20 protein-coding genes are annotated in these 18,447 nt (G+C 72.6%); 13 read left to right on the plus strand and 7 right to left on the minus strand.

Annotated elements, in window-relative coordinates:
* The first annotated feature begins 109 nt into the window (after window positions 1-109).
* Window positions 110-334, plus strand: a complete 225-nt coding sequence (locus ABZX79_RS05225; protein WP_215136164.1) for a hypothetical protein — start codon at window positions 110-112, stop codon at window positions 332-334.
* Window position 335: 1 nt separating this feature from the next.
* Here ABZX79_RS05225 and ABZX79_RS05230 read toward each other — a convergent pair whose 3' ends face one another.
* Window positions 336-1,190 (minus strand): (2Fe-2S)-binding protein, encoded by an 855-nt coding sequence (locus tag ABZX79_RS05230; RefSeq protein WP_355251825.1) that lies wholly within the window; start codon window positions 1,188-1,190, stop codon window positions 336-338.
* 145 nt (window positions 1,191-1,335) lie between these two features.
* Here ABZX79_RS05230 and ABZX79_RS05235 point away from each other — a divergent pair, with 145 nt between their 5' ends.
* From ABZX79_RS05235 to ABZX79_RS05275, 9 genes are all read left to right on the plus strand, one after another.
* Entirely contained in the window at window positions 1,336-1,656 is a 321-nt protein-coding gene (locus ABZX79_RS05235; protein WP_355252039.1) for a hypothetical protein, read from the plus strand.
* Window positions 1,657-1,747: 91 nt separating this feature from the next.
* A complete protein-coding gene (locus ABZX79_RS05240; protein WP_355251828.1) occupies window positions 1,748-2,938 on the plus strand; it encodes an ATP-grasp domain-containing protein in 1,191 nt (396 codons plus the stop codon).
* Window positions 2,935-4,710: an IucA/IucC family protein gene (locus ABZX79_RS05245; RefSeq protein ID WP_355251831.1), complete on the plus strand. Its 1,776-nt coding sequence runs from the start codon at window positions 2,935-2,937 to the stop codon at window positions 4,708-4,710. The genes ABZX79_RS05240 and ABZX79_RS05245 overlap by 4 nt, the downstream gene beginning before the upstream one ends.
* Window positions 4,707-5,060, plus strand: coding sequence for a hypothetical protein (locus ABZX79_RS05250; RefSeq protein ID WP_355251833.1), 354 nt, complete (start codon window positions 4,707-4,709; stop codon window positions 5,058-5,060). Before ABZX79_RS05245 ends, ABZX79_RS05250 begins: the two co-directional genes overlap by 4 nt.
* Window positions 5,060-6,823, plus strand: coding sequence for an IucA/IucC family protein (locus ABZX79_RS05255; protein WP_355251836.1), 1,764 nt, complete (start codon window positions 5,060-5,062; stop codon window positions 6,821-6,823). The genes ABZX79_RS05250 and ABZX79_RS05255 overlap by 1 nt, the downstream gene beginning before the upstream one ends.
* Window positions 6,820-8,034: a type III PLP-dependent enzyme gene (locus ABZX79_RS05260; protein WP_355251839.1), complete on the plus strand. Its 1,215-nt coding sequence runs from the start codon at window positions 6,820-6,822 to the stop codon at window positions 8,032-8,034. Before ABZX79_RS05255 ends, ABZX79_RS05260 begins: the two co-directional genes overlap by 4 nt.
* Before the next feature lie 27 nt (window positions 8,035-8,061).
* The gene (locus tag ABZX79_RS05265) at window positions 8,062-8,508 is read left to right on the plus strand and encodes a MarR family transcriptional regulator (RefSeq protein WP_355251842.1); all 447 of its coding nucleotides are present in this window, start codon (window positions 8,062-8,064) and stop codon (window positions 8,506-8,508) included.
* A 141-nt stretch (window positions 8,509-8,649) separates the two neighbouring features.
* A complete protein-coding gene (locus tag ABZX79_RS05270; RefSeq protein ID WP_355251845.1) occupies window positions 8,650-9,111 on the plus strand; it encodes an SRPBCC family protein in 462 nt (153 codons plus the stop codon).
* A gap of 58 nt (window positions 9,112-9,169) precedes the next feature.
* Window positions 9,170-10,795 carry an NAD(P)/FAD-dependent oxidoreductase gene (locus ABZX79_RS05275; RefSeq protein WP_355251848.1) on the plus strand — a complete coding sequence of 542 codons (1,626 nt, stop codon included), beginning with the start codon at window positions 9,170-9,172 and terminating at the stop codon, window positions 10,793-10,795.
* Between the two features lie 27 nt (window positions 10,796-10,822).
* Here ABZX79_RS05275 and ABZX79_RS05280 read toward each other — a convergent pair whose 3' ends face one another.
* From ABZX79_RS05280 to ABZX79_RS05300, 5 genes are all read right to left on the minus strand, one after another.
* Window positions 10,823-11,707, minus strand: coding sequence for an SDR family oxidoreductase (locus tag ABZX79_RS05280; RefSeq protein ID WP_355251851.1), 885 nt, complete (start codon window positions 11,705-11,707; stop codon window positions 10,823-10,825).
* An 82-nt stretch (window positions 11,708-11,789) separates the two neighbouring features.
* Window positions 11,790-12,227: an ANTAR domain-containing protein gene (locus tag ABZX79_RS05285; RefSeq protein WP_355251854.1), complete on the minus strand. Its 438-nt coding sequence runs from the start codon at window positions 12,225-12,227 to the stop codon at window positions 11,790-11,792.
* A gap of 204 nt (window positions 12,228-12,431) precedes the next feature.
* Window positions 12,432-13,124 carry an inositol monophosphatase family protein gene (locus ABZX79_RS05290; RefSeq protein WP_355251857.1) on the minus strand — a complete coding sequence of 231 codons (693 nt, stop codon included), beginning with the start codon at window positions 13,122-13,124 and terminating at the stop codon, window positions 12,432-12,434.
* A 30-nt stretch (window positions 13,125-13,154) separates the two neighbouring features.
* The gene (locus ABZX79_RS05295; protein WP_355251861.1) at window positions 13,155-13,871 is read right to left on the minus strand and encodes a flavodoxin family protein; all 717 of its coding nucleotides are present in this window, start codon (window positions 13,869-13,871) and stop codon (window positions 13,155-13,157) included.
* A gap of 32 nt (window positions 13,872-13,903) precedes the next feature.
* Window positions 13,904-15,187 carry an MFS transporter gene (locus tag ABZX79_RS05300; RefSeq protein WP_355251864.1) on the minus strand — a complete coding sequence of 428 codons (1,284 nt, stop codon included), beginning with the start codon at window positions 15,185-15,187 and terminating at the stop codon, window positions 13,904-13,906.
* Window positions 15,188-15,257: 70 nt separating this feature from the next.
* Here ABZX79_RS05300 and ABZX79_RS05305 point away from each other — a divergent pair, with 70 nt between their 5' ends.
* On the plus strand, window positions 15,258-16,283 hold the full coding sequence (locus ABZX79_RS05305; RefSeq protein WP_355251867.1) for a helix-turn-helix domain-containing protein: 1,026 nt from the start codon (window positions 15,258-15,260) through the stop codon (window positions 16,281-16,283).
* 9 nt (window positions 16,284-16,292) lie between these two features.
* Here the strand turns inward: ABZX79_RS05305 and ABZX79_RS05310 are convergent, their stop codons facing one another.
* Window positions 16,293-17,039: a 2OG-Fe(II) oxygenase gene (locus ABZX79_RS05310; RefSeq protein WP_355251870.1), complete on the minus strand. Its 747-nt coding sequence runs from the start codon at window positions 17,037-17,039 to the stop codon at window positions 16,293-16,295.
* Between the two features lie 263 nt (window positions 17,040-17,302).
* Between ABZX79_RS05310 and ABZX79_RS05315 the strand changes: the two genes are divergently transcribed.
* The gene (locus ABZX79_RS05315) at window positions 17,303-17,770 is read left to right on the plus strand and encodes a hypothetical protein (protein ID WP_355251873.1); all 468 of its coding nucleotides are present in this window, start codon (window positions 17,303-17,305) and stop codon (window positions 17,768-17,770) included.
* Window positions 17,771-17,812: 42 nt separating this feature from the next.
* Window positions 17,813-18,379 (plus strand): AAA family ATPase, encoded by a 567-nt coding sequence (locus ABZX79_RS05320; protein WP_355251876.1) that lies wholly within the window; start codon window positions 17,813-17,815, stop codon window positions 18,377-18,379.
* The last annotated feature ends 68 nt before the right edge of the window (window positions 18,380-18,447 follow it).

The following is an 18,447-nucleotide window of genomic DNA, read 5'->3' on the forward strand; positions in this document are numbered from 1 at the left end:
CGGTGGAGACGTTCGCGGGCCGAAGTTGCCCCGCGCCGGCCGGGTGCGTCCGTAGCCCGTCCGGATGTATGCGGATGCGTCACGGGCGTTCCGGGGGGACGCTGGTTCCATGTCCGGACACCTGCCTGTGATCGTTCACCCGCCGCTCGGTCAGGGGGGCCGCCGCGTGACCGTGCGCGGTGAGGACCTCGGCCTCGCGTCCGGCCTTCCTGACCTGGTCGAGTTCCTGAGCCGTGCCGGGCTGGACATGGAGGACACCGAAGTCGTGGTGTCCCCGTTGATCGATTGGCGGGGCGGAGGCCCGGAGTACTGGGGGCCGGAGACGCGGCTGTGACTCAGCGCGGCGTGGTGAGCCTCTGGGTACGCTCGCTGTCGCAGACGCGGGGGCAGGTCAGGCACGCGTTGTCGGGACGGATCGTGTAGTAGAGGCAGCAGCCGAGCCGGGTGCGGGTCGTATGCGGCAGCCCGGCGCCGTCGCGCAGCCGGCGGAAGTCGGCGCCGCCGGGGAACGGTGCGACCGGGCCGGGGAGCAGTTCGGTGGCGGCGCGGACCGACCGGTCCTCCTCGCCGAGCGTACGGCCGAGATACCAGATTCCGGAGATCAGATCGTCTCCTGTCATGCCCCACAACACCCGGGGCCGCCGCCGCAGTTGAGGTGCCAGAGCGGTCAGCAATGGGCGTACGTGCTCAACCACGACGCTCCGGAGCTCGCCGCGCAGTGTCTCCTCGTCGGGTACGACCCGCACGCCGGGGGCCGCGGCCGCGGGATCGTCGGGCAGGCATGTGAAGGCGCCGGGAACGACGGCGAAGTCTCCACTGCGGCGCTCGATGTGCACGTCCTGCGGCCGCAGATGAGGCACCCGCCGCTCCAGGTACCAGGGGCCGCTCATCAGCAGACAGACCGACCACAGGTAATGGTGCAGCGCCCTGGAGGCGGCGACGTCCGGGCGGGCAGTGTGGCCGTGCGCGGCTTGGATACGCAGGGATTCGGAGCCGACGAATTCGTCGAGCTGCCCGGGGCCGGCCACCAGGTGCGCGCCGTCGGTCCATCCGTCGGCCGGATCTGCCGACGGTGCGACTTCCGCGTCGAGCGACGCGCAGATGCGGGTGAGGCGTTGATACGTCTCAGCCAGAGGTACGGGCCAACTCGCCGCGGGGGTGGGTGCGGTAGGTGCCGGGGCAGGCATCATCAACTCCCCTCCAACATCGCTAGATAAGGTGAGGCTCACCTTAGTCCCATGCGAGCGCCACCGTGATCAGGAGATGGGTCACATGGCGAGAAGTTCGCCCCGCGAGTTGACAGGCTTAGGTAGACCTAACCTAACCTTTCGCCTCGTGTTCAAGATCGAGCCGGGGACCCCGACGGGTGCTCGTGCCCCCACAACCGCCCGGCGGGTTCCGCTGTTTGTCGTCGGCGCGTGCGCGCCGGCGCTGTGCGCGGCGCTGAGCCTTGCCATGGGTTCGCGGCCGGTGCCGATGTCCACCGTCGCGGACGCGCTGTTCGGTGACGGCGGGGGCAGTGACGCGCTCGTGGTCACCGGCCTGCTGTCCTGGACCTCGGCGGTGGCCTGGATGTCCGGCATCGGCGTTCAGGCCGACGAGCGCATGCTCAGCGACGTGGCCAAGGCCACCGGCGTGGAACTCCCCAAGAAGTAACCCGTGTCGGGGTCTGGCCGCAGGCCGGGTCCGCCCCCGCCCGGCGTCACCGTTTCGCCCCGTCCCCACCGCCCGGAAGGGGCTCCCCCCCATGCGGATGTACCTGCTCGCCCTCAACCCGACCGACTCCGTCACCGAGGGCTTCCTCCCCGCCGCCCGCCGGCTCGGCATCGACATCACCCTGCTCACCGACCAGCCCGAACCCCACCGGCGCCGCGCTCCGGACATCGAGATCCTCGAGTGCGACGTACGCGACTACCGCGCCGTCATCACCCGGATCGCCACCCACCACCCGGCCGACGCGGTCTTCACCAACAGCGACCACCTCCAGACCCAGGCCGCGCTGGCCGCCGCGTACTTCGGCCTCCCCGGCAAGGACTGGCGGGCGACCCTGCGCACCAAGGACAAGGCCGAGATGCGCAGGCACCTCGCCGCCGCCGGGGCCGACGCCGTGTGGTCGGCCGAACTCGCGGCGGGGCAGAACCCTGCGGAGCTGCTGGCCCGCCCCGTTCCGTACCCCTGCGTGGTCAAACCGCGCGAAGGCGTGGCCAGCGAGGACGTCGTGCTGGCCGGCACGGACGACGAACTGGTGCTGCGCTGCGAGGAGATCCAGGCACGGCGGCCTGAAGCGGCCCTCGTCGTCGAGGAGTACCTGGCCGGCGAGCTGTACACGCTGGAGACGCTCGGCGACGGCCGGCGGCGTCATGTGCTGGGGGGCTTCCACACCGAGCTCTCCCCGCCGCCGTACTTCATCGAGACGCGTCTGACGTACGTTCCCGAGCACCCCGGGTCCGTCGTCGCCCAGGTGCTCAGCCGGCTCGACGCGCTGGGCGTGGGATTCGGTGCCTGCCACACCGAGTTCGTGGTGCACGAGGGCCGCGCGCGGATCATCGAGGTGAACTACCGGGCGATCGGCGACCAGTGCGACCTGCTGCTGCAAGAGCTGCTCGGCATCCCGCTGTTCGAGCACATCCTGCGTACGCACCTGGGCGAGCCGCTCCCCGCCGACCTCGGGGCACGATCCGACGGGCGGGCCCGCCTGGACTACCCGTGCGCCGAGAGGGCAGGAACACTCACCGCCGCCCCGACGGCCGCCGACCTGACCGTGGACGGCGTACGGCTGACCTACCGCCCGCTGCGCGAGATCGGCGAGCGGCACGAAATCCACCACACCAACCGTGACTTCGTCGGCGTGCTGCGTGCCATCGGGACCGACCAGGAGGCCGTCGACCGGGCGGTGACCGGCTTCCTCGCCGAGCAACGATGGGAGTTCACGCCGTGACCGCTGCCACGAAGCCCGACACCGCCGAGGCCGGACTGCTGCTGCGGGTCCTCAGCGCGCTGCTGCGCGAGGACGTCGCCGGCCTGCGGACGCGCAGCACACCCGTGCGGCTGCCCGACGGCCGCTGGCTGCGGCTTGCCCTCGGTGACGGGGACGCCCTGCTGCTCCCGGTCGCCGATGACGGCTTCCAGTGCGCCGACGCCGCCCGTCTGCCGTTGCTGCGCCGGGAGTCCGACGGGGCAGGACTGACCACCCTCGCCGAGGTCGTCACGGCGCTGCGCGCTCTCGCCGCCCCCGCCGACCGGGGCGGATTCGACGACTTCGCCGGGGAATGCCGGCAGACCCTCGACACCGTCCGTCTGCACACCGAAGCCCGGGAAGAGGTCACCGAAGCCCTCACCGCCCGGTACGGCGCCACACCCGCCGACTGGACCGGCCCGGCCGGCGGCCTGGCCCACGACACCCTCGCCGCCCATCTCGACCACCCCGTCTACCCGACCGCACGCGGCCGTTCCGGCCTCGGACGGGGCCAACTCCGTGCGTACGCACCGGAGTTCCACCCGCGCTTCGCGCTGCGCTGGATCGCCGTACCGCAGGACGCGGTGACTCTACCGGGCGGCCCCTCGTCCCTGCCCGTCTGCTGGCCCACCCCCGCGATCCTGGGCCTGCCCGAGCTCGACCGCAGCCATCTCGCCCTCCCCGTCCACCCGCTGTCGATCGGCGCGCCACTGCGCGAAGCCCTGCGCGAGAGCGGGCTCACGGACCGTACGGTCCTGGCCGACCGGCCGTACCTCGAAGCCGTACCGACCCTGTCGATGCGTACGGTCGCACTCGCGGCGGACCGCGCGCTCCACCTCAAGGTGCCGCTCGCCACGGCGTCCCTGGGACTGCGCAACCGCCGCACCATCAAGCCCGGCACGCTCGTCGACGGCGCGGCGGGGCAGCGGCTGCTGGAGTGTGTCATCGCCCGCGAGGAGCGGTTCGCGGATACGGTCCTGCATGCCGACGAGGCGACGTACGCCCACGCCGGGCATGAGCTCCTCGCCGTACTGTGCCGCCGCTACCCGGCGGGGCTCGACTCGTCGGCCGTCGTCCCCATGGCGGCTCTGCTCAGCGAGGCACCCGACGGCCGGCTCGTGATCGACCACCTGGCGGACCGGTTCTACGGCGGTGACACCGTCGCGATGCTCGACGCCTGTCTCACCCTCCTCTTCGACTGGCAGACCACGCTGTTCGGGTACGGCGTCGCGCTGGAGTCCCACCAGCAGAACATCTCCCTGGTGCTGGACTCCGAGGGCGGGCCGACCCGGCTGCGGCTCCTGCTGAAGGACAACGACGGGCCGCGCCTCCACACCGCCCGGCTGCGCCAGACCCTCGGCGCCGACGCCCCCGCCCCGTCCGACTTCGCCGACCAGCGGATCTTCACGGACGACGACCGGCAGCTCACCGACCTGTTCACCACCATCACGGTCCACCTCTGCGCGGGCGCGTACGCCTTCGGGCTCGCCCGGCACGGCCGGGCGCCGCTCGACACGCTGCTGAGGCTCGTACGCGACCGGCTCGCCGAGGCCGTAGAACGGCTCGGTACGGCGCCCGGTGAGCCCGGAGCGGTGCTGCGCGCCCACGTACTGGACGCGCCGAGCCTCCCGGTCAAGTCGATGGTGACCGCGGGCACCTTGCTCAGCAAGGAGCGTTCGGGCGCCGCCGACATCAACAAGCACTACACCGACGGACCCAACTACCTCCGGCGGGCGGGGGAGGACGCGCGATGAGCACGTCGGCACCGGCCACGACCCGCGGTTCCGCAGTCGCAGTCGCAGTCGCTGAGTGCCCCGCGGCCGCCGGTCCCGCCCTCGGCCGCCGCCAGGTGCACGCCGTCGCGGGCTCCTGCTTCGTGGCGCCCTTCGCCGCCCTGGGACTGCCGCCGTACCTCACCCGGATCCTGCCGGAGTCCGGCGACGCGGCCGTCCGCCGGGCCGGTCCGCCGGCCGCGGTCGGCAACAAGCGGTTCGGGCCCGGCGCGCACGTACCGACCGGCACAGCCGACGCTGTGACCGCGGCCCTCCTGGTCGCCCTCCGCGCTATGATCCGCCGTTCGTTCCACCCTCGCAGGAGCCGTTGATGACACTGCCGACCGGCGCCGCCCCCCGCCATTCGTCCGCCCCGCGCGGTCTGCCCACCGCCGACGAGGCCGTGGCACACACCCTCCTGAACTGTCTGCTGCGCGAGGTCTCGGGCCCCGAGCACCAGACCGCCGTCGCCGACGGCCGGCTGCTGCTGCGGCTACCCCGATGCGGCGTACTCCTGCGCGTCGCGCTGCGCCGCACCTCGCTGCTGGGCGCGCACCGCTTCACCGGGCCGGTGACCGAGCAGCGTGACGGCGGCACCTGGGCGGAGGTCGGCTGGCGCCGGCTCGCCGGCTACGCGCAAGCCGAACTCTCGCTCCGTACGGGCGTACGCAACGAGGAGTTCCTGGAGCAGATCACCTCAAGCCACCAGGGCGTACGCGCCGCGCTCGCGGCCGGTCCCCGCCCGGCGGCCGCCGACCGCCACCTCTCGTACCTGGCCTCCGAGCAGTCCCTCGCTCTCGGCCACCGCTTCCACCCCACCCCGAAGGCCCGCACCGGCGACCGGGACGCCTGGTCGTCGTACGCCCCCGAGGCGGCGGCGTCCTTCCCGCTGCGCCATCTCGCCGTACGTGAGGAGCTGATCGCCGAGGAGAGCGCCGAGCCGGGCGGGGCCCATCCCCTTGACCGGCTGGACTATGGCGATGGGCCGGTTGTGCCCACCGGCTACCGGCTGCTGCTGGCGCACCCCTGGCAGTACGAGCTGCTGCGCGAGCACCCCGCGCTCCGCGAGGCGCTGGCGCGCGGCGACGTCATCGACCTCGGCGAGGGCCGCACGCCGTTCGCCGCCACCGCGTCCGTGCGCACGCTGTACGACGGCGAGACGTTCCTGAAGTTCAGCCTGAACATCCGCATCACCAACTGCGTACGTAAAAACGCCAGTTACGAGTTGGCGGGCGCCGTCGCCCTGACCCGCCTGCTGCGCCCGGCCCTGACCGACCTGGCGGTGCGGTTCCCCGGCAGTGCCGTGCTCCGCGAGCCCGCCTACCGCAGTCTCGCCCTCCCCGGCCCCGACGGCGTACCGCACCTCGACCTGCTCGAAGGCTTCGGCGTGATCGTCCGCGAGGGCCTGGCCCGGCGCCAGCTGCCCGGCACCACGGCGCTGCTCGCCGCAGCCGTCGCCGACGAGTACCCGACGGGGCCCGGGCACATTTCCCACCTCATCGACGGGGCCGGCCCGCAGGTCGCGCTGGACTGGTGGGAGGCGTATCTGGAACTGCTCCTCCCACCCGTCCTCGCCGCCTACTTCGACCACGGTCTGGTGCTGGAGCCGCACCTCCAGAACGTCGTCGTCTGCGTCGACGACTTCGGCATCCCCGCCCAGGTGCTCTTTCGCGACCTGGAGGGCACGAAACTCGTCCCCGAGCACCACGCGGACGCGCTGGCGGCGCTCCCGGCCGAGGTCGCCGGTCCCATGACGTACGACGCGGAGCGCGGCTGGGACCGGGTGGTGTACTGCCTGCTGGTCAACCACGTCGCCGAGATGCTCGCCGCCCTGGCCGACCTGCACCCGGAGACCGAGCCCGCCCTGTGGGCCAAGGTCCGCGCCACGCTCCAGAACTACGCCGACCGCTTCGGCTGCCCGCCGCGACTCGCCGCCCTGCTCGCCGGCGTACCGCTGCCCGCCAAGGCCAACCTGCTCACCCGCTGGGAGCGCAGGGCCGACCGTGAGGCCGGTTACGTACGGCTCCCCTCGCCGCTCGCCGAGGACGTCCTGTCCGGGGCGACCGGCACCGACACCCCCTGGAGCGCCCGATGACGAACCCCACTGCCGCGGTGCGCGACCGCGCCCTTTCTCTTCCCGCCGCCGAACTGCCCGCCTACATCTACGACGTGGCGGCGCTGCGCGAGCACGCCGAGGCGGTACGGGCCGCCCTGCCCGGACGCGTCGAGCTGTACTACGCCGCCAAGGCCAACCCGGACCCGGAAATCCTGACCGCGCTCGCCCCGTACGTGGACGGCTACGAGGTCTCCTCCGGAGGCGAACTCGCCCACGTCCGCCGGGCCGTTCCCGGACACCCGCTCGCCTTTGGCGGCCCCGGCAAGACCCCTGCGGAGATCACGACCGCGCTGGAGCTGGGCGTACGCCGCTTCCACGTGGAGAGTGCCTACGAGCTGCGGATGCTGGCCGAACTGACCACGCGTACGATCCCGGGCGAGCGGGTGGCAGTGCTGCTGCGCTTCAATCTGCCGCTGCGGGAAGGCTCGCTGGAGAACAGCTCGCTGGCGATGGGCGGCCGCCCGACGCCGTTCGGCCTCGACCCGGCGGAGGCCGACGCGACGGTGCGACTGCTCACCAACGGCACGTACCCACAGCTGGAGCTGGTCGGCGTACACGCCCACCTCGCCAGCGGCCTGGAAGCGGGGGAGCAGCTGGCGGTGGCGGAGTCCGTGGTGGGCTGGGCGGTCGCCCTGGCCGACCGGCACGGACTGCGCCTGTCCGAGGTGAACGTCGGCGGCGGCATGACGGTGGACTACACCGAGCCGGAGCGCCGCTTCGACTGGGCGGCGTACGGCAAGGGACTCGGCGAACTGGCCCACCGCCACCCCGACCTGACGATCCGTATCGAGCCGGGGCGCGCACTCACCGCGTACTGCGGCTGGTACGCCACCGAGGTGCTGGACGTGAAGCACAGCCGGGGGGAGGAGTTCGCGGTCGTCCGCGGCGGTACGCACCATCTGCGCACCCCGGCGACGAAGGGGCACGACCAGCCGTGTTCCATACTGCCGGTGGACGACTGGCCCCACCCCTGGCCGCGCTCGCAGGCCCGTCAGGACCTGGTCACTCTCACCGGCCAGCTGTGTACGCCGAAGGACGTGCTGGCACGGCGGGTCCCGGCGGCGGGGCTGCGGGCGGGCGACCGGGTGGCCTTCTCGCTCGCCGGCGCGTACGCGTGGAACATCTCGCACCACGACTTCCTCATGCATCCCCGGCCGGGCTTCCACTACCTGGAGGGGAGCCGGGGCTGACGCGGCAGCGATCGGTATCGTGAGCGCATGACAGTCCAAGGCGGTGAACGCCGCGACCTCGCCGCCGTGCTGCAGCCGCTCGTGCGCTCGCTCATCGCCGCTGAGCTGCCCGTACTGGCCGCGCATGACCTCTCCATGTGGGGCTACGTCGTACTCAGCGCCCTCGATGACGGCCCGGTGCGTACCCAGGCCGCGCTCGCGGAGGCGATCGGCACCGACAAGACGCGGATCATCGCCACCTTGGACCAACTCCAGGAATCCGGCCTGATCTCCCGTACGCCCGACCCCGCCGATCGCCGCGCCCGGCTGCTCTCGATCACCGAGGACGGCCGCAAGGTACGCAGATCGGCCCAAGCCGGCATTCAGGCGAACGAGGACCGTCTGCTCGCCATGCTGCCGCCGGCGGACCGGCGGGGCTTTCTTCGCGCGGTGCGGGCGCTGTCGGCGCTGTCGCGCGAAGAAATCGTGGGCTGACGCACCCGGCGGTGATCATCGCGTCACGTACGTCCGTACCGAGGACCGTATGCGGTCTCCGAGAGGTCGATGAGGGTTGCGCGCCCTAGGCTGGGCACTCGGGGGGCCGGCGATCGTTTCTGTCGAGGCGTTGGAGGACCCATGGCCGTACGGCATCAGCTGATCCGCAGTGCGCCCGAGGCGGTGTGGGAGGTTCTGGCGGACGGGTCGCGGTACAGCGACTGGGTCGTCGGGACCTCTGACTCACAGCCCGGCAAAGGTCATTGGCCGGAGGTCGGCGCGACGATCGACTACACGGTGCGGCTCGGGCCGCGGACGCTGACGGGCGAGACGATCGTCCGCCGGAGCGAACCGCCGCGCGAGCTCGAACTGGAGGTCGACAGCGGCCCGCTCGGTACGGCCAGGATCGCCATCGAGGTCCGCCCCTGGGGGGACCACGCGCTGGTCATCCTCGACGAGCATCCCCTGCGCGGAGTGGGCGGCGCACTGCACAACGTGGCACTCGACGCCGTACTGCAACTGCGCCACCGCAGCATGCTGGGCAGGCTCGCCAAGGTCGTCGAGCGCGGTTCGCGGCACGCCGCCGCCGGCGCACAGCCCTGAATCGTGTGGCCGGGGTGGGCGGGGCGGCCGGGGTGGCGAGGGTGGACAGGAGGCAGCGATGCCGGACGCCGTAGTGATCGGCGCGGGCCCCAACGGGCTCGTCGCCGCGAACGTGCTGGCCGACGCGGGCTGGAGCGTGGAAGTCCTCGAAGCCCAGCCCGAGCCCGGCGGCGCGGTCCGCAGTGACCGGGGCGTACACCCCGATTACGTCAGCGATCTCTTCAGCGCCTTCTACCCGCTGGCCGCCGCGTCCCCCGTGCTGGCCCGCCTCGGCCTCCACGAACACGGGCTGCGCTGGAGCCACGCCCCCAGCGTGCTGGCGCACCCCCTGTCCGACGGCCGGTGCGCGGTCTTGGAACGCCGCGCCGCCGACACCGCCGCCGGCCTGGACCGCTTCGCCGCCGGCGACGGCGCGGCCTGGCACGCTCTGTGCGGGACCTGGGACCGGCTCGGCCAGGACATCCTCGGCTCCCTCTTCACCCCCTTCCCGCCCGTACGCTCCGCCGCCCGGCTCGCGGCCCGGCTGCGCGGCGCGGGCGGACTGCGTCTTGCCCGGACGATGCTGCTGCCGGTACGCCGCCTGGGCGAAGAGGAGTTCCGTGGGGAGGGCGGCAGGCTGCTGCTCGCGGGCAACGCCCTGCACGCGGACCTCGCCCCGGAAGCGGCGGGCAGCGGCGGCTTCGGCTGGCTCCTGTCCATGCTCGGCCAGAGGTACGGATTTCCCGTGCCGGTCGGCGGCGCGGGCGCGCTCACCGCGGCGCTCGTACGGCGGCTGGAACGGCGCGGGGGCGCTGTGCGCTGCGGAAAACGTGTGGACGAGATCGTCGTGCGGGCGGAGCGGGCGGTGGCCGTGCGCACCGCGGGCGGCGAAACGGTGCCGGCGGGCCGGGCCGTGCTGGCGGACGTGGCCGTGCCCGACCTCTACGGCGGACTCGTCGACGTACGGCATCTGCCCGGCCGCTTCCTGCGGGACCTACGCGGCTTCCAGTGGGACTTCGCCACGTTCAAGGTCGACTGGGCTCTGGACGGCCGGGTTCCGTGGACCGCGGCCGAAGCCTCGACGGCGGGCACGGTCCACCTGGCCGACGGGGTCGACGACCTGACACGCTTCGCCGCACAGGTCACGATGGGGCAGGTTCCCGACCGGCCCTTCGCGCTGTTCGGCCAGATGACCACCGCCGACCCCTCCCGCTCACCGGCGGGTACCGAATCGGCCTGGGCGTACACCCACGTCCCGCACGCGATCAAGGGTGACGCGGGCGACGACGGCCTTACGGGCGCCTGGGACGAGCGCGAGCAGGAAGCGATGGCGGACCGCGTCGAGGCCCGGGTCGAGCGGTACGCGCCGGGCTTCCGCTCCCGGATCCTGGCCCGCCGTATCCTCGCCCCTGCGACATTGCAATCGATGGACGCGAACCTCCACGGGGGCGCGATCAACGGCGGCACGACCGCCGTGCACCAGCAGCTCGTCTTCCGCCCGGTCCCTGGCACAGGCCGCCCGGAAACGCCCGTCAAGGGGCTCTACCTCGCCTCGGCCGGCGCGCACCCGGGCGGCGGCGTCCACGGCGCTCCGGGAGCGAACGCGGCCCGGGCGGCGCTGCGCAGCCGCTCCCTGGGCGGCGTACTCAGCCGTACGCAACGGGCTCTCGGCCGCCGCCACCGGAGCGGTGAACGCGTGGACTGAGACAACTGAGACAACTGGGACCTTCCGTCATCTCAGGCCGGCAGCCTCGGCGTCGGCCTCTCCGCCCGCCCCGAGCAGGCCGGTCGCCGAGAGGTCGGCGCGGCCCGCAAGCCGGCCGAGCTCGCGCCGGGAGCGGTGGGTGACGACGGCCGGCAGGCAGGCGCGCGCGGCTTGTGCGGCGCGCAGCCACGGCTGGGCGTAGATGGCGGGAGAACGTCGCTCGATACCCCGGACGAGGCGATCGACCACCGGCTGCGGAGCGTAAGTCCGGTCGGCGGGCCAGGGCATGCGGGCGCGCAGTGCACGCAAGGAGTCGTGGTGCTGGGCGCCCCGGATCATGTCCGTGTCGGTCCAGCTGAGGTACGCGACGCCCACGGCCACGCCGCGGTGCGCCAACTCGGCACGTACACAGTGGGCGAAGGCCTCCACACCCGACTTGGAGGCGCAGTACGCCGACATGAGCGGAGCCGGGGCGATGGCCGCGAGCGAGGCGACCTGGAGGTAGTAGCCGCGCGTCAGCAGAAGGCCGGGCAGGAAGACCCGGGCGGTGACCGCGCTGCCGATCAGGTTGACGTCCACGACGCGACGCCAGGTCGCCGGGTCGTCGTCGAGGAACAGGCCGCCCGAGGACACACCGGCATTGGCCACCAGCACGGACGGCGGCCCGAAGCGCTGCTCCACCTCGGAGGCGGTACGCGCCATCGCGGCCTCGTCGGTCACGTCGACCTGCCAGTGAGCGGCTCTGCCCGGGGGGAGCGAAGCCGCGACCCGGGCGAGTTCGGATTCCTCGTGACCGAGCAGGGCCACATCGGCTCCGCGCCGCACGAGAGCGCGCGCCATTCCTTCCCCGAGGCCCCGGGCGGCGCCGGTGACCACCGCGGTGCGGCCCACCAGGGGAAGAGTTCGTTCCATCGTCGCCCTCCGTCATCCAGAGATCTTGAAGCGTAGGCCCGCCTGACGTCCGCAGACGGCAGGCGGGCACCCACTGGTCGTGTCAGGCGGTGTTGGTGGTGGTGGAGCGGAGCCGTTCGAAGGCGTTGTGCAGGGCCGTACGCAGCGGTCCGCTGGGGGGCGGGCCATCGACGCTGTCCACGAGGCGCTGGGCGATCTCGCGGAGCTCGATGTTGGTGTGCCGTGAGACGTCCACCAGGACCTGGAACGCCTCCTCGTGGGTGCAGCCTCCCAGGGTCATGACAATACTGCGGGCGAGGCCGATCACCGGGCGGGTCTCGTGGAGGTGCCAGAGCTGGTTGAGTTCCTGCTTCAGCGCCCGCTCCGCGGCTGCCGGCGCCGGCGGACGGACTGCTTCCAGGGCGGCCTGGGCGGCGTGGTACTGCGCGGCGTCCGACGCCTGCCAGGACTGGTCGTCGTGTTCCCGGTGCGCGGGAGCCTCGCTGTCCGCGGTGATGGTGCGGTTGTCGTTCGTCGTCATGACTCCGGCTCCTTTTGACCAGTCTGCCGGCCGTCCCGGGCTCGAGCGGGGACGCCGGCGGCCCGCCGTACGGACGTGCTCCTTGGTTGATTCCCTGTTTCTGCCGGTTTGAGGCTGCGGGTCTTTTTCGTCACCGGGCCGGGGGCGACGGCCGCGGTGAGGGGCTCCTGCCATCGCTGCGAATGGATGAGTGAGGTACGCCGCTCAGGCGCGGGCAGCCAGGATCGAGCGCACCGTCCGCCAGCAGCGCGGATCGGCGGCGGCGAGCAACCCGCTCCTGGCGTCGTCGGGCCGGTAGGGGCTGCGGTCGTGACGTCGTACGACGCCGGCCGCTTCGGTGAGGAGGAGGGCGCCCGGCGCGTGGTCCCACGGCAGCGTGCGGTGGTACAGGACGAAGTCCTGTCCACCCTCCGCCAGTCGGGGGTAGTCCACGCCGGCGCACTTGGTGCCCGGCCCCAGAGCGGCGAACCGCGACGCCGCGGCCCGCACCCGTGCCCTCGCCGGTGCGTCGAGGAATCTGGTCAGTGCGGCGCCGCGCAGGGCGGCGGAGTCGGCGGGTGCGGGCGCGCGGTGGATCCGTGTCCCGTCCCGCCAGGCTCCGGAGCCCTTCTCGGCTGTGTACGTCCGGCCTCGCGCGGGTTGCACGATCCACGAGGCAACGGTCCTTCCGTGCCGCACCAGCGCCGCCATCACGGCGTACTCGGGCCGCCCGGCGACGAAGTTCGCCGTGCCGTCCAGCGGATCGACCAGCCATACCGCCGGAGCCTCCCGGAGTGCGAGCAGGAGTCCCAGATTCGCCGTCGTGGCTTCCTCGCCGTCCGCGAGCGACCGGTAGCGAGGAAGAATCGCCGCCTCGGCCGCCTCGCGCAGAATCTCGGTCACCACATCGATGCGCATGATCAGCAGGCTAGCGGGGCCGTACGCCCTTCAGCGGTGCTCGGGGTTGGGAAAGTCCGACCGGCAGCCCGCGTCCCACGCGGAACGCTGATTGCCGTGGGCGGGGATGCCGCCCGCCTGCTTGAGCATGGCGGCGACGGGCATCAGGTTCCAGCTCATGAAGGACGTGTTGCGGTTGGTGAAGTCGTTGTCGGGGCCGCCCGAGCCCGGGTCCAGATAGGAAGGGCCGGGTCCCGCTTCGCCGATCCAGCCGGCGTCGGCCTGCGGCGGGACGGTGTAGCCCAGGTGCTGGAGGCTGTAGAGGACGTTCATGGCGCAGTGCTTGACGCCGTCCTCGTTGCCGGTGATGAGGCAGCCGCCGGCCCTGCCGTAATAGGCGTACTGACCACGGTCGTTGAGGGTGCTGGAGCACGCGTACAGCCGCTCGATCACCTGCTTCATCACGGAGCTGTTGTCACCCAGCCAGATCGGCCCGCACAGCACGAGAATGTCGGCCGCCATGATCCGCTCGTAGAGCTGCGGCCAGGCGTCGGACTCCCAGCCGTGCTCCGTCATGTCCGGCCATACACCGGTCGCGATGTCGTGGTCGACAGCACGGATCACCTCGGTCGTGACGCCGTTGTTCTCCATCACGCCGCGGCTCCTGTCGATCAGCCCCTGCGTGTTGCTGACCTCGGGTGAGCGCTTGAGCGTGCAGTTGAGGAACAGTGCGCGCAGTGATGCGTAGCGGTACGTCGTCGTGGACATCGGCGGGGTCTCCTCGTGGGTCGTTCGCTCCGTCAACCCTGGCGCACAGAGTCGCGGATCGTGTGTACCGCCCCGGCCGCCGGTGCGCGCGGCGGCGTGCTTCGCGGCTGCCGACGCGGCGGGCGGACGAGGAGCGTCAGCGCCGCCGCGGCTGCCGTGACCAGGAACGCGGCGCGCAGGCCGTACGCGTCGCTGAAGAGCCCGAGCGCGGCCGGACCCGCGACCGTACCCAGGCCGAGGAACAGGACGGTGACGCTGAACCCGGTCGACGGCCGGTCGGGGAAGACCCGGTAGCTCCACACCGCGAGAACGCCCGAGCCCGCCATGAAGCACGGCCCGTAGAGCACCGCCGACAGCATCACGGCCACCGGCGCGCCCGGCGCCACGCCGAGCAGCGCGACCGCCATCGCGATGCCCGCGAACAGCGAGCCGTGGACCCGGCGCAGACCGTGCCGCGCGATCGCGCCGCCCGTCAGGGCGCCCGCGGTGCCCGCCAGGCCCATCACCGTCCAGAACAGGGCAGCCGTGGGTGCGTCGCGCCCCGCTTCCCTGGAGACCGCCTCCACGGCGAACGCCCAGTAGACGGCGCCGACCAGACCGTACGACAGGGCCGTGAGGTAGAGCGGGACAGCCGGGCGGCGGGCGAACGACCGAAGGCCCAGACCGGCGCGCCCCCGACCCGTGCCGGTCGCCGGGTGCGCTCCGGCGGGCAGGACGCGCGCGTTGTACGCGGTCGTCAGCAGGGCCGCCGCCGCGAACACCAGCCAGGCGTACCGCCATTGAGCTCCCCGGGCGATCAGCGCCAGCGGTCCGGCTACGACGACGGCGAAGGCCGTGCCGCTCGCGATCGTCCCCATGACGCGCTCGCGCAGCCCCGCCGGAACCATTCGGTCCACCGCGTCCGAGTACGGCGCCCAGGCCCACCCCGAGCTCGTACCGGCCAGGATCAGCCCGGCCGTCAGGACCCCCGGCCCGCCCGCGAAGGCGACCAGGGCCATGCCGACGGTCGCCGACAGCCCGCCGACGACGACCAGCGGACGCGGGCCGAAGCGTGAGACCAGCGCGCCGACCAGCACCAGCGCCGCCATGTAACCGAGGTACGTCGCGCTGCTGATCAGCCCCACCTGCGCCACCGAAAGCCCGAACTCCCGCCGCAGCTCCGGCAGGAACAGCCCGTAGCCGTAGCGGGCGAACCCGAAGGTGACGCCGATCGCCGTCACCCCGGCGAGGCTCACCTGCCACCGGGGCGGCAGCCTCCGCATCCGCTGTCCGTAGCCCATGCCTGACGCCTTCCGCTCGTGTACGCCGTCGCTCACGCCCCCAGCCTCCGACGTGCGAAGAGGGCGTACCAGTGACGTAAACGTCAGGGTCCCGTAGATTTACGACATGGCTCGTACTTCTTCCGTGTCTCCCATCCGCGTCGCCGTCGTGCTGCTCGCCGAGTCCTCGCTCTTCGAACTGGCGGTGCCGTGCGCGGTGTTCGGCCAAGGCGGCGACGAAGCCACACCGCCGTGGTACGAGCTCACGCTGTGCGCGAGCGCCCCCGGCGTGCAGCGCTCCCCGGGCGGGCTGCGGCTGGAGGCCGAGCAGGGCATCGAGGCGCTCGACGCCGCCGACCTCGTCATCGTCCCTGCCTGCCTCATGAACGGTTACGAGCCCCCGGCCGCACTCCTTGACGCCCTGCGCGCCGCCCACGGACGCGGCGCCCGCATCGCTTCCCTGTGCTCCGGCGCCTTCGTGCTGGCCGCGGCCGGCCTCCTGGACGGCCGCGAAGCCGCCACGCACTGGATGTACGCCGACGAGCTGCGACGCCGCCATCCGCGCGTCGACGTCAACGAGCACGCCCTGTACGTCGACGGCGGTGACATCCTCACCAGCGCGGGCACCGCCGCCGCCATCGACCTGTGCCTGCACATCGTCCGCGGCGACTACGGCACTGCTGCCGCCGCCGAGGTCGGGCGGCGGATGGTCGTGGCCCCGCACCGCGAGGGCGACCAGACGCAGTACGCCCGGCCGAAGCCGAAGAGGCCGGCCACACCCACCGCCAAGGGCCTCGCCGCCGTACTGGACTGGGCCGTCGCCCGGCTGGACCGGCCCCTCACCGTCGCCGAACTCGCGGCCCGGGCCGGCCTGGGCCTGCGGACCTTCGAACGGCACTTCGCCCGCGAGGTCGGCACCACCCCGCTGAAGTGGCTCAACCAGCAGCGCGTCGCCCAGGCCCGCGTACTCCTGGAGACCACCGACCTGCCGGTCGACTCCGTCGCCGAACGCAGCGGTCTGGGTACGGGCGACGGGCTGCGCCAGCACTTCCGCCGCACCCTGGGCACCAGCCCGGCGGCGTACCGTCGCACCTTCCGTGGCGGCGCCCGGCCCAGCGCCGCTGCCACCGCCGGTCAGGCGAGGGGCGCGTAATGGGGTAGCTCACGTCGCGTCGTGGAAGACGAGCCCCAGGGTGCGCCGGCTGCCCGAACGCACCGTACTGACACCGTGCCGTACCGGCGAGGCCGACCAGCCCCGCTGGGAGCGCACCGGGCGGTCCCGGGTGGTGAAGACCAGGCCGTGGCCCTGGGGCAGCATCATCGCGGTGCCCCGGGACTGCGCGCGGGGGCGCTGTTCGACGAGCAGGAACTCGCCGCCCGTGTAGTCGGTGCCCGCCGCGTCGAGGCCGACGACGACCTGGAGCGGAAAGACGGCCTCGCCGAACAGGTCGCGGTGCAGGGCGTTCCAGTCCCCGGCTCCGTAACGCAGCAGGATCTGGGAGGTCCTCGTCTGCCCCGCGTCGTGGCACATCGCGATCCACTCCTCCAGGCTGTCCGGCCAGGGTGCGGGCCTCCCGAGCTTGTCGGCCCAGTCGCGGGCGATCGGCAGCAGGTGCGGATAGAAGGCCGCGCGCAGCTCGCGCACCAGCTCCGGCAGCGGGTCGCCGAAGTAGCGGTACTGCCCGGAGCCGAAGCGGTGGCGGGCCATGTCGACGGTCGAGCGGAACCGCTCCGTATCGTCGTACAGCGCGGCCAGCTTCCGGCATTCGGCAGGGGTGAGGATCCGCTGGGTGAGCGCGCAGCCGTACTCGTTGACCTCGTCAGCCAGGGCCCGCCAGTCACCTGCGGCGACGCGGCAGGCCGCGGCGCCGCCGACCGTGCGGTCCGCCTGCTGGATGGTGGGGTTCATGGTTCTGGTTCCTCCGGTGTGCAATCCGGTTCTCTTCCGAGAGTGACGCCCCGCGCGCACGATCACCGGCGGAATTCGGACGTCGCGCAGACCGGTGACGCAGACCGGTGACGCCGACCGGGCCGGGGGTTCCGCCCTAGGGCCCGCGGCCGGGTCAACCCTTACTGGAGTCGGGGGTGGGCCCGGTCGCTCGGGGGACGCGCGACGCCGGGTTGTGGAGTGAAATCGCAGCAACGGCTCAACCGCTCCCCCGGAGGCTCCCCGTGACCACCCGCGCCCACAAGCGTCCGCTCCGCCCGATGATCGCGGCATTCGTACGCTTCGTCGTCTGCGGCGGCGGCGTCGGGCTGGCGTCGAGCGGTGTGCTCGTGCTGCTCCACGACCGGATGCCGCTGGCTGCGGCCAACGCGCTGGTCACCGTCGTATCCACGCTCATCGCGACCGAGTTGCACGGCCGGGTGTCCTTCCGCAGCGAGCGCGGTGGCTGGGGCGTCCATCTCCAGTCGGGCCTCACGGTCCTGGTGAGCTATGCGTTCACGACGGGCGCGCTGCTCGGTCTGTACGCTGCCCAGTCCGCACCCCCGGTCCTGACCGAGCAGGCGGTCTACCTCTCGGCTTCGGCGCTGGCGGGAATTGGCCGCTTCGCGGTCCTGCGGCTCGTAGTCTTCGCCGAACGCCCGGTGCCGGCCGGGCCGGCGCTCAGCAAGGCGGCCGTGGTCATCGCGGCTTGATTCGTTCGCATGAGGATTCGCATGAGGAGAGGCGAGAGGCGCATGACCCTGGACCTGGTGCCCGTCGACCGCGAGCCCGCCGCGGGCGTGGTGCTGCTGGCCGGGATCCCCGGCAGCGGCAAGAGCACCGTGGCCGCGGCGCTCGCCGCGCGGTTCGCGCGGTCGGCGCACATCGAGGTGGACGCCCTTCAGGAGCTCATCGTCGCGGGAGGGCGGTGGCCGTCGTGGGCGAAGGACGAGGAGGCCGACCGCCAGATCTTCCTGCGCGCCCGCAACGCCTGCCTCCTGGCTGACAGTTTCGCCGCCGCCGGTTTCCTGCCGGTGATCGACGATGTCGTCGTACGCCGCTCGCATCTCGACTTCTATCGCGGCACCCTCGCCGGCAAGCCGCTGCACCACGTCGTGCTGGCGCCGGCACCGGCCGTCGCCTGGGAGCGCAACCTGGCGCGGGACAAGACGCTGGACACGGACTGGACGCCGCTGGACGAGGCGATGCGGGCAGAACTCGCGGGGGAGGGGGTGTGGATCGACAACGCGGGGCAGAGCGTCGCCCAGACCGTGGACACGATTCTGTCCGCGACAGGGCTGGCACCTTTCGCGGACGCGTGAGCCGGACGTGCGTGAGTGGGCCGCCCCTCGTCCGTAGGGCGGCCCACTCCTCAATGCGCGTGTGCGTC

The organism is Streptomyces sp. NPDC002994 (assembly GCF_040611155.1).
Taxonomy (GTDB): domain Bacteria; phylum Actinomycetota; class Actinomycetes; order Streptomycetales; family Streptomycetaceae; genus Streptomyces.

What these genes read in the sequence shown, in the direction of transcription:
- ABZX79_RS05225 (WP_215136164.1), top strand. Translation starts at nt 110, where the DNA reads ATGTCCGGACACCTGCCTGTGATCGTTCACCCGCCGCTCGGTCAGGGG.
- ABZX79_RS05230 (WP_355251825.1), bottom strand. Translation starts at nt 1,190, where the DNA reads ATGATGCCTGCCCCGGCACCTACCGCACCCACCCCCGCGGCGAGTTGG.
- ABZX79_RS05240 (WP_355251828.1), top strand. Translation starts at nt 1,748, where the DNA reads ATGCGGATGTACCTGCTCGCCCTCAACCCGACCGACTCCGTCACCGAG.
- ABZX79_RS05250 (WP_355251833.1), top strand. Translation starts at nt 4,707, where the DNA reads ATGAGCACGTCGGCACCGGCCACGACCCGCGGTTCCGCAGTCGCAGTC.
- ABZX79_RS05255 (WP_355251836.1), top strand. Translation starts at nt 5,060, where the DNA reads ATGACACTGCCGACCGGCGCCGCCCCCCGCCATTCGTCCGCCCCGCGC.
- ABZX79_RS05260 (WP_355251839.1), top strand. Translation starts at nt 6,820, where the DNA reads ATGACGAACCCCACTGCCGCGGTGCGCGACCGCGCCCTTTCTCTTCCC.
- ABZX79_RS05265 (WP_355251842.1), top strand. Translation starts at nt 8,062, where the DNA reads ATGACAGTCCAAGGCGGTGAACGCCGCGACCTCGCCGCCGTGCTGCAG.
- ABZX79_RS05270 (WP_355251845.1), top strand. Translation starts at nt 8,650, where the DNA reads ATGGCCGTACGGCATCAGCTGATCCGCAGTGCGCCCGAGGCGGTGTGG.
- ABZX79_RS05275 (WP_355251848.1), top strand. Translation starts at nt 9,170, where the DNA reads ATGCCGGACGCCGTAGTGATCGGCGCGGGCCCCAACGGGCTCGTCGCC.
- ABZX79_RS05280 (WP_355251851.1), bottom strand. Translation starts at nt 11,707, where the DNA reads ATGGAACGAACTCTTCCCCTGGTGGGCCGCACCGCGGTGGTCACCGGC.
- ABZX79_RS05285 (WP_355251854.1), bottom strand. Translation starts at nt 12,227, where the DNA reads ATGACGACGAACGACAACCGCACCATCACCGCGGACAGCGAGGCTCCC.
- ABZX79_RS05290 (WP_355251857.1), bottom strand. Translation starts at nt 13,124, where the DNA reads ATGCGCATCGATGTGGTGACCGAGATTCTGCGCGAGGCGGCCGAGGCG.
- ABZX79_RS05295 (WP_355251861.1), bottom strand. Translation starts at nt 13,871, where the DNA reads ATGTCCACGACGACGTACCGCTACGCATCACTGCGCGCACTGTTCCTC.
- ABZX79_RS05305 (WP_355251867.1), top strand. Translation starts at nt 15,258, where the DNA reads ATGGCTCGTACTTCTTCCGTGTCTCCCATCCGCGTCGCCGTCGTGCTG.
- ABZX79_RS05310 (WP_355251870.1), bottom strand. Translation starts at nt 17,039, where the DNA reads ATGAACCCCACCATCCAGCAGGCGGACCGCACGGTCGGCGGCGCCGCG.
- ABZX79_RS05320 (WP_355251876.1), top strand. Translation starts at nt 17,813, where the DNA reads ATGACCCTGGACCTGGTGCCCGTCGACCGCGAGCCCGCCGCGGGCGTG.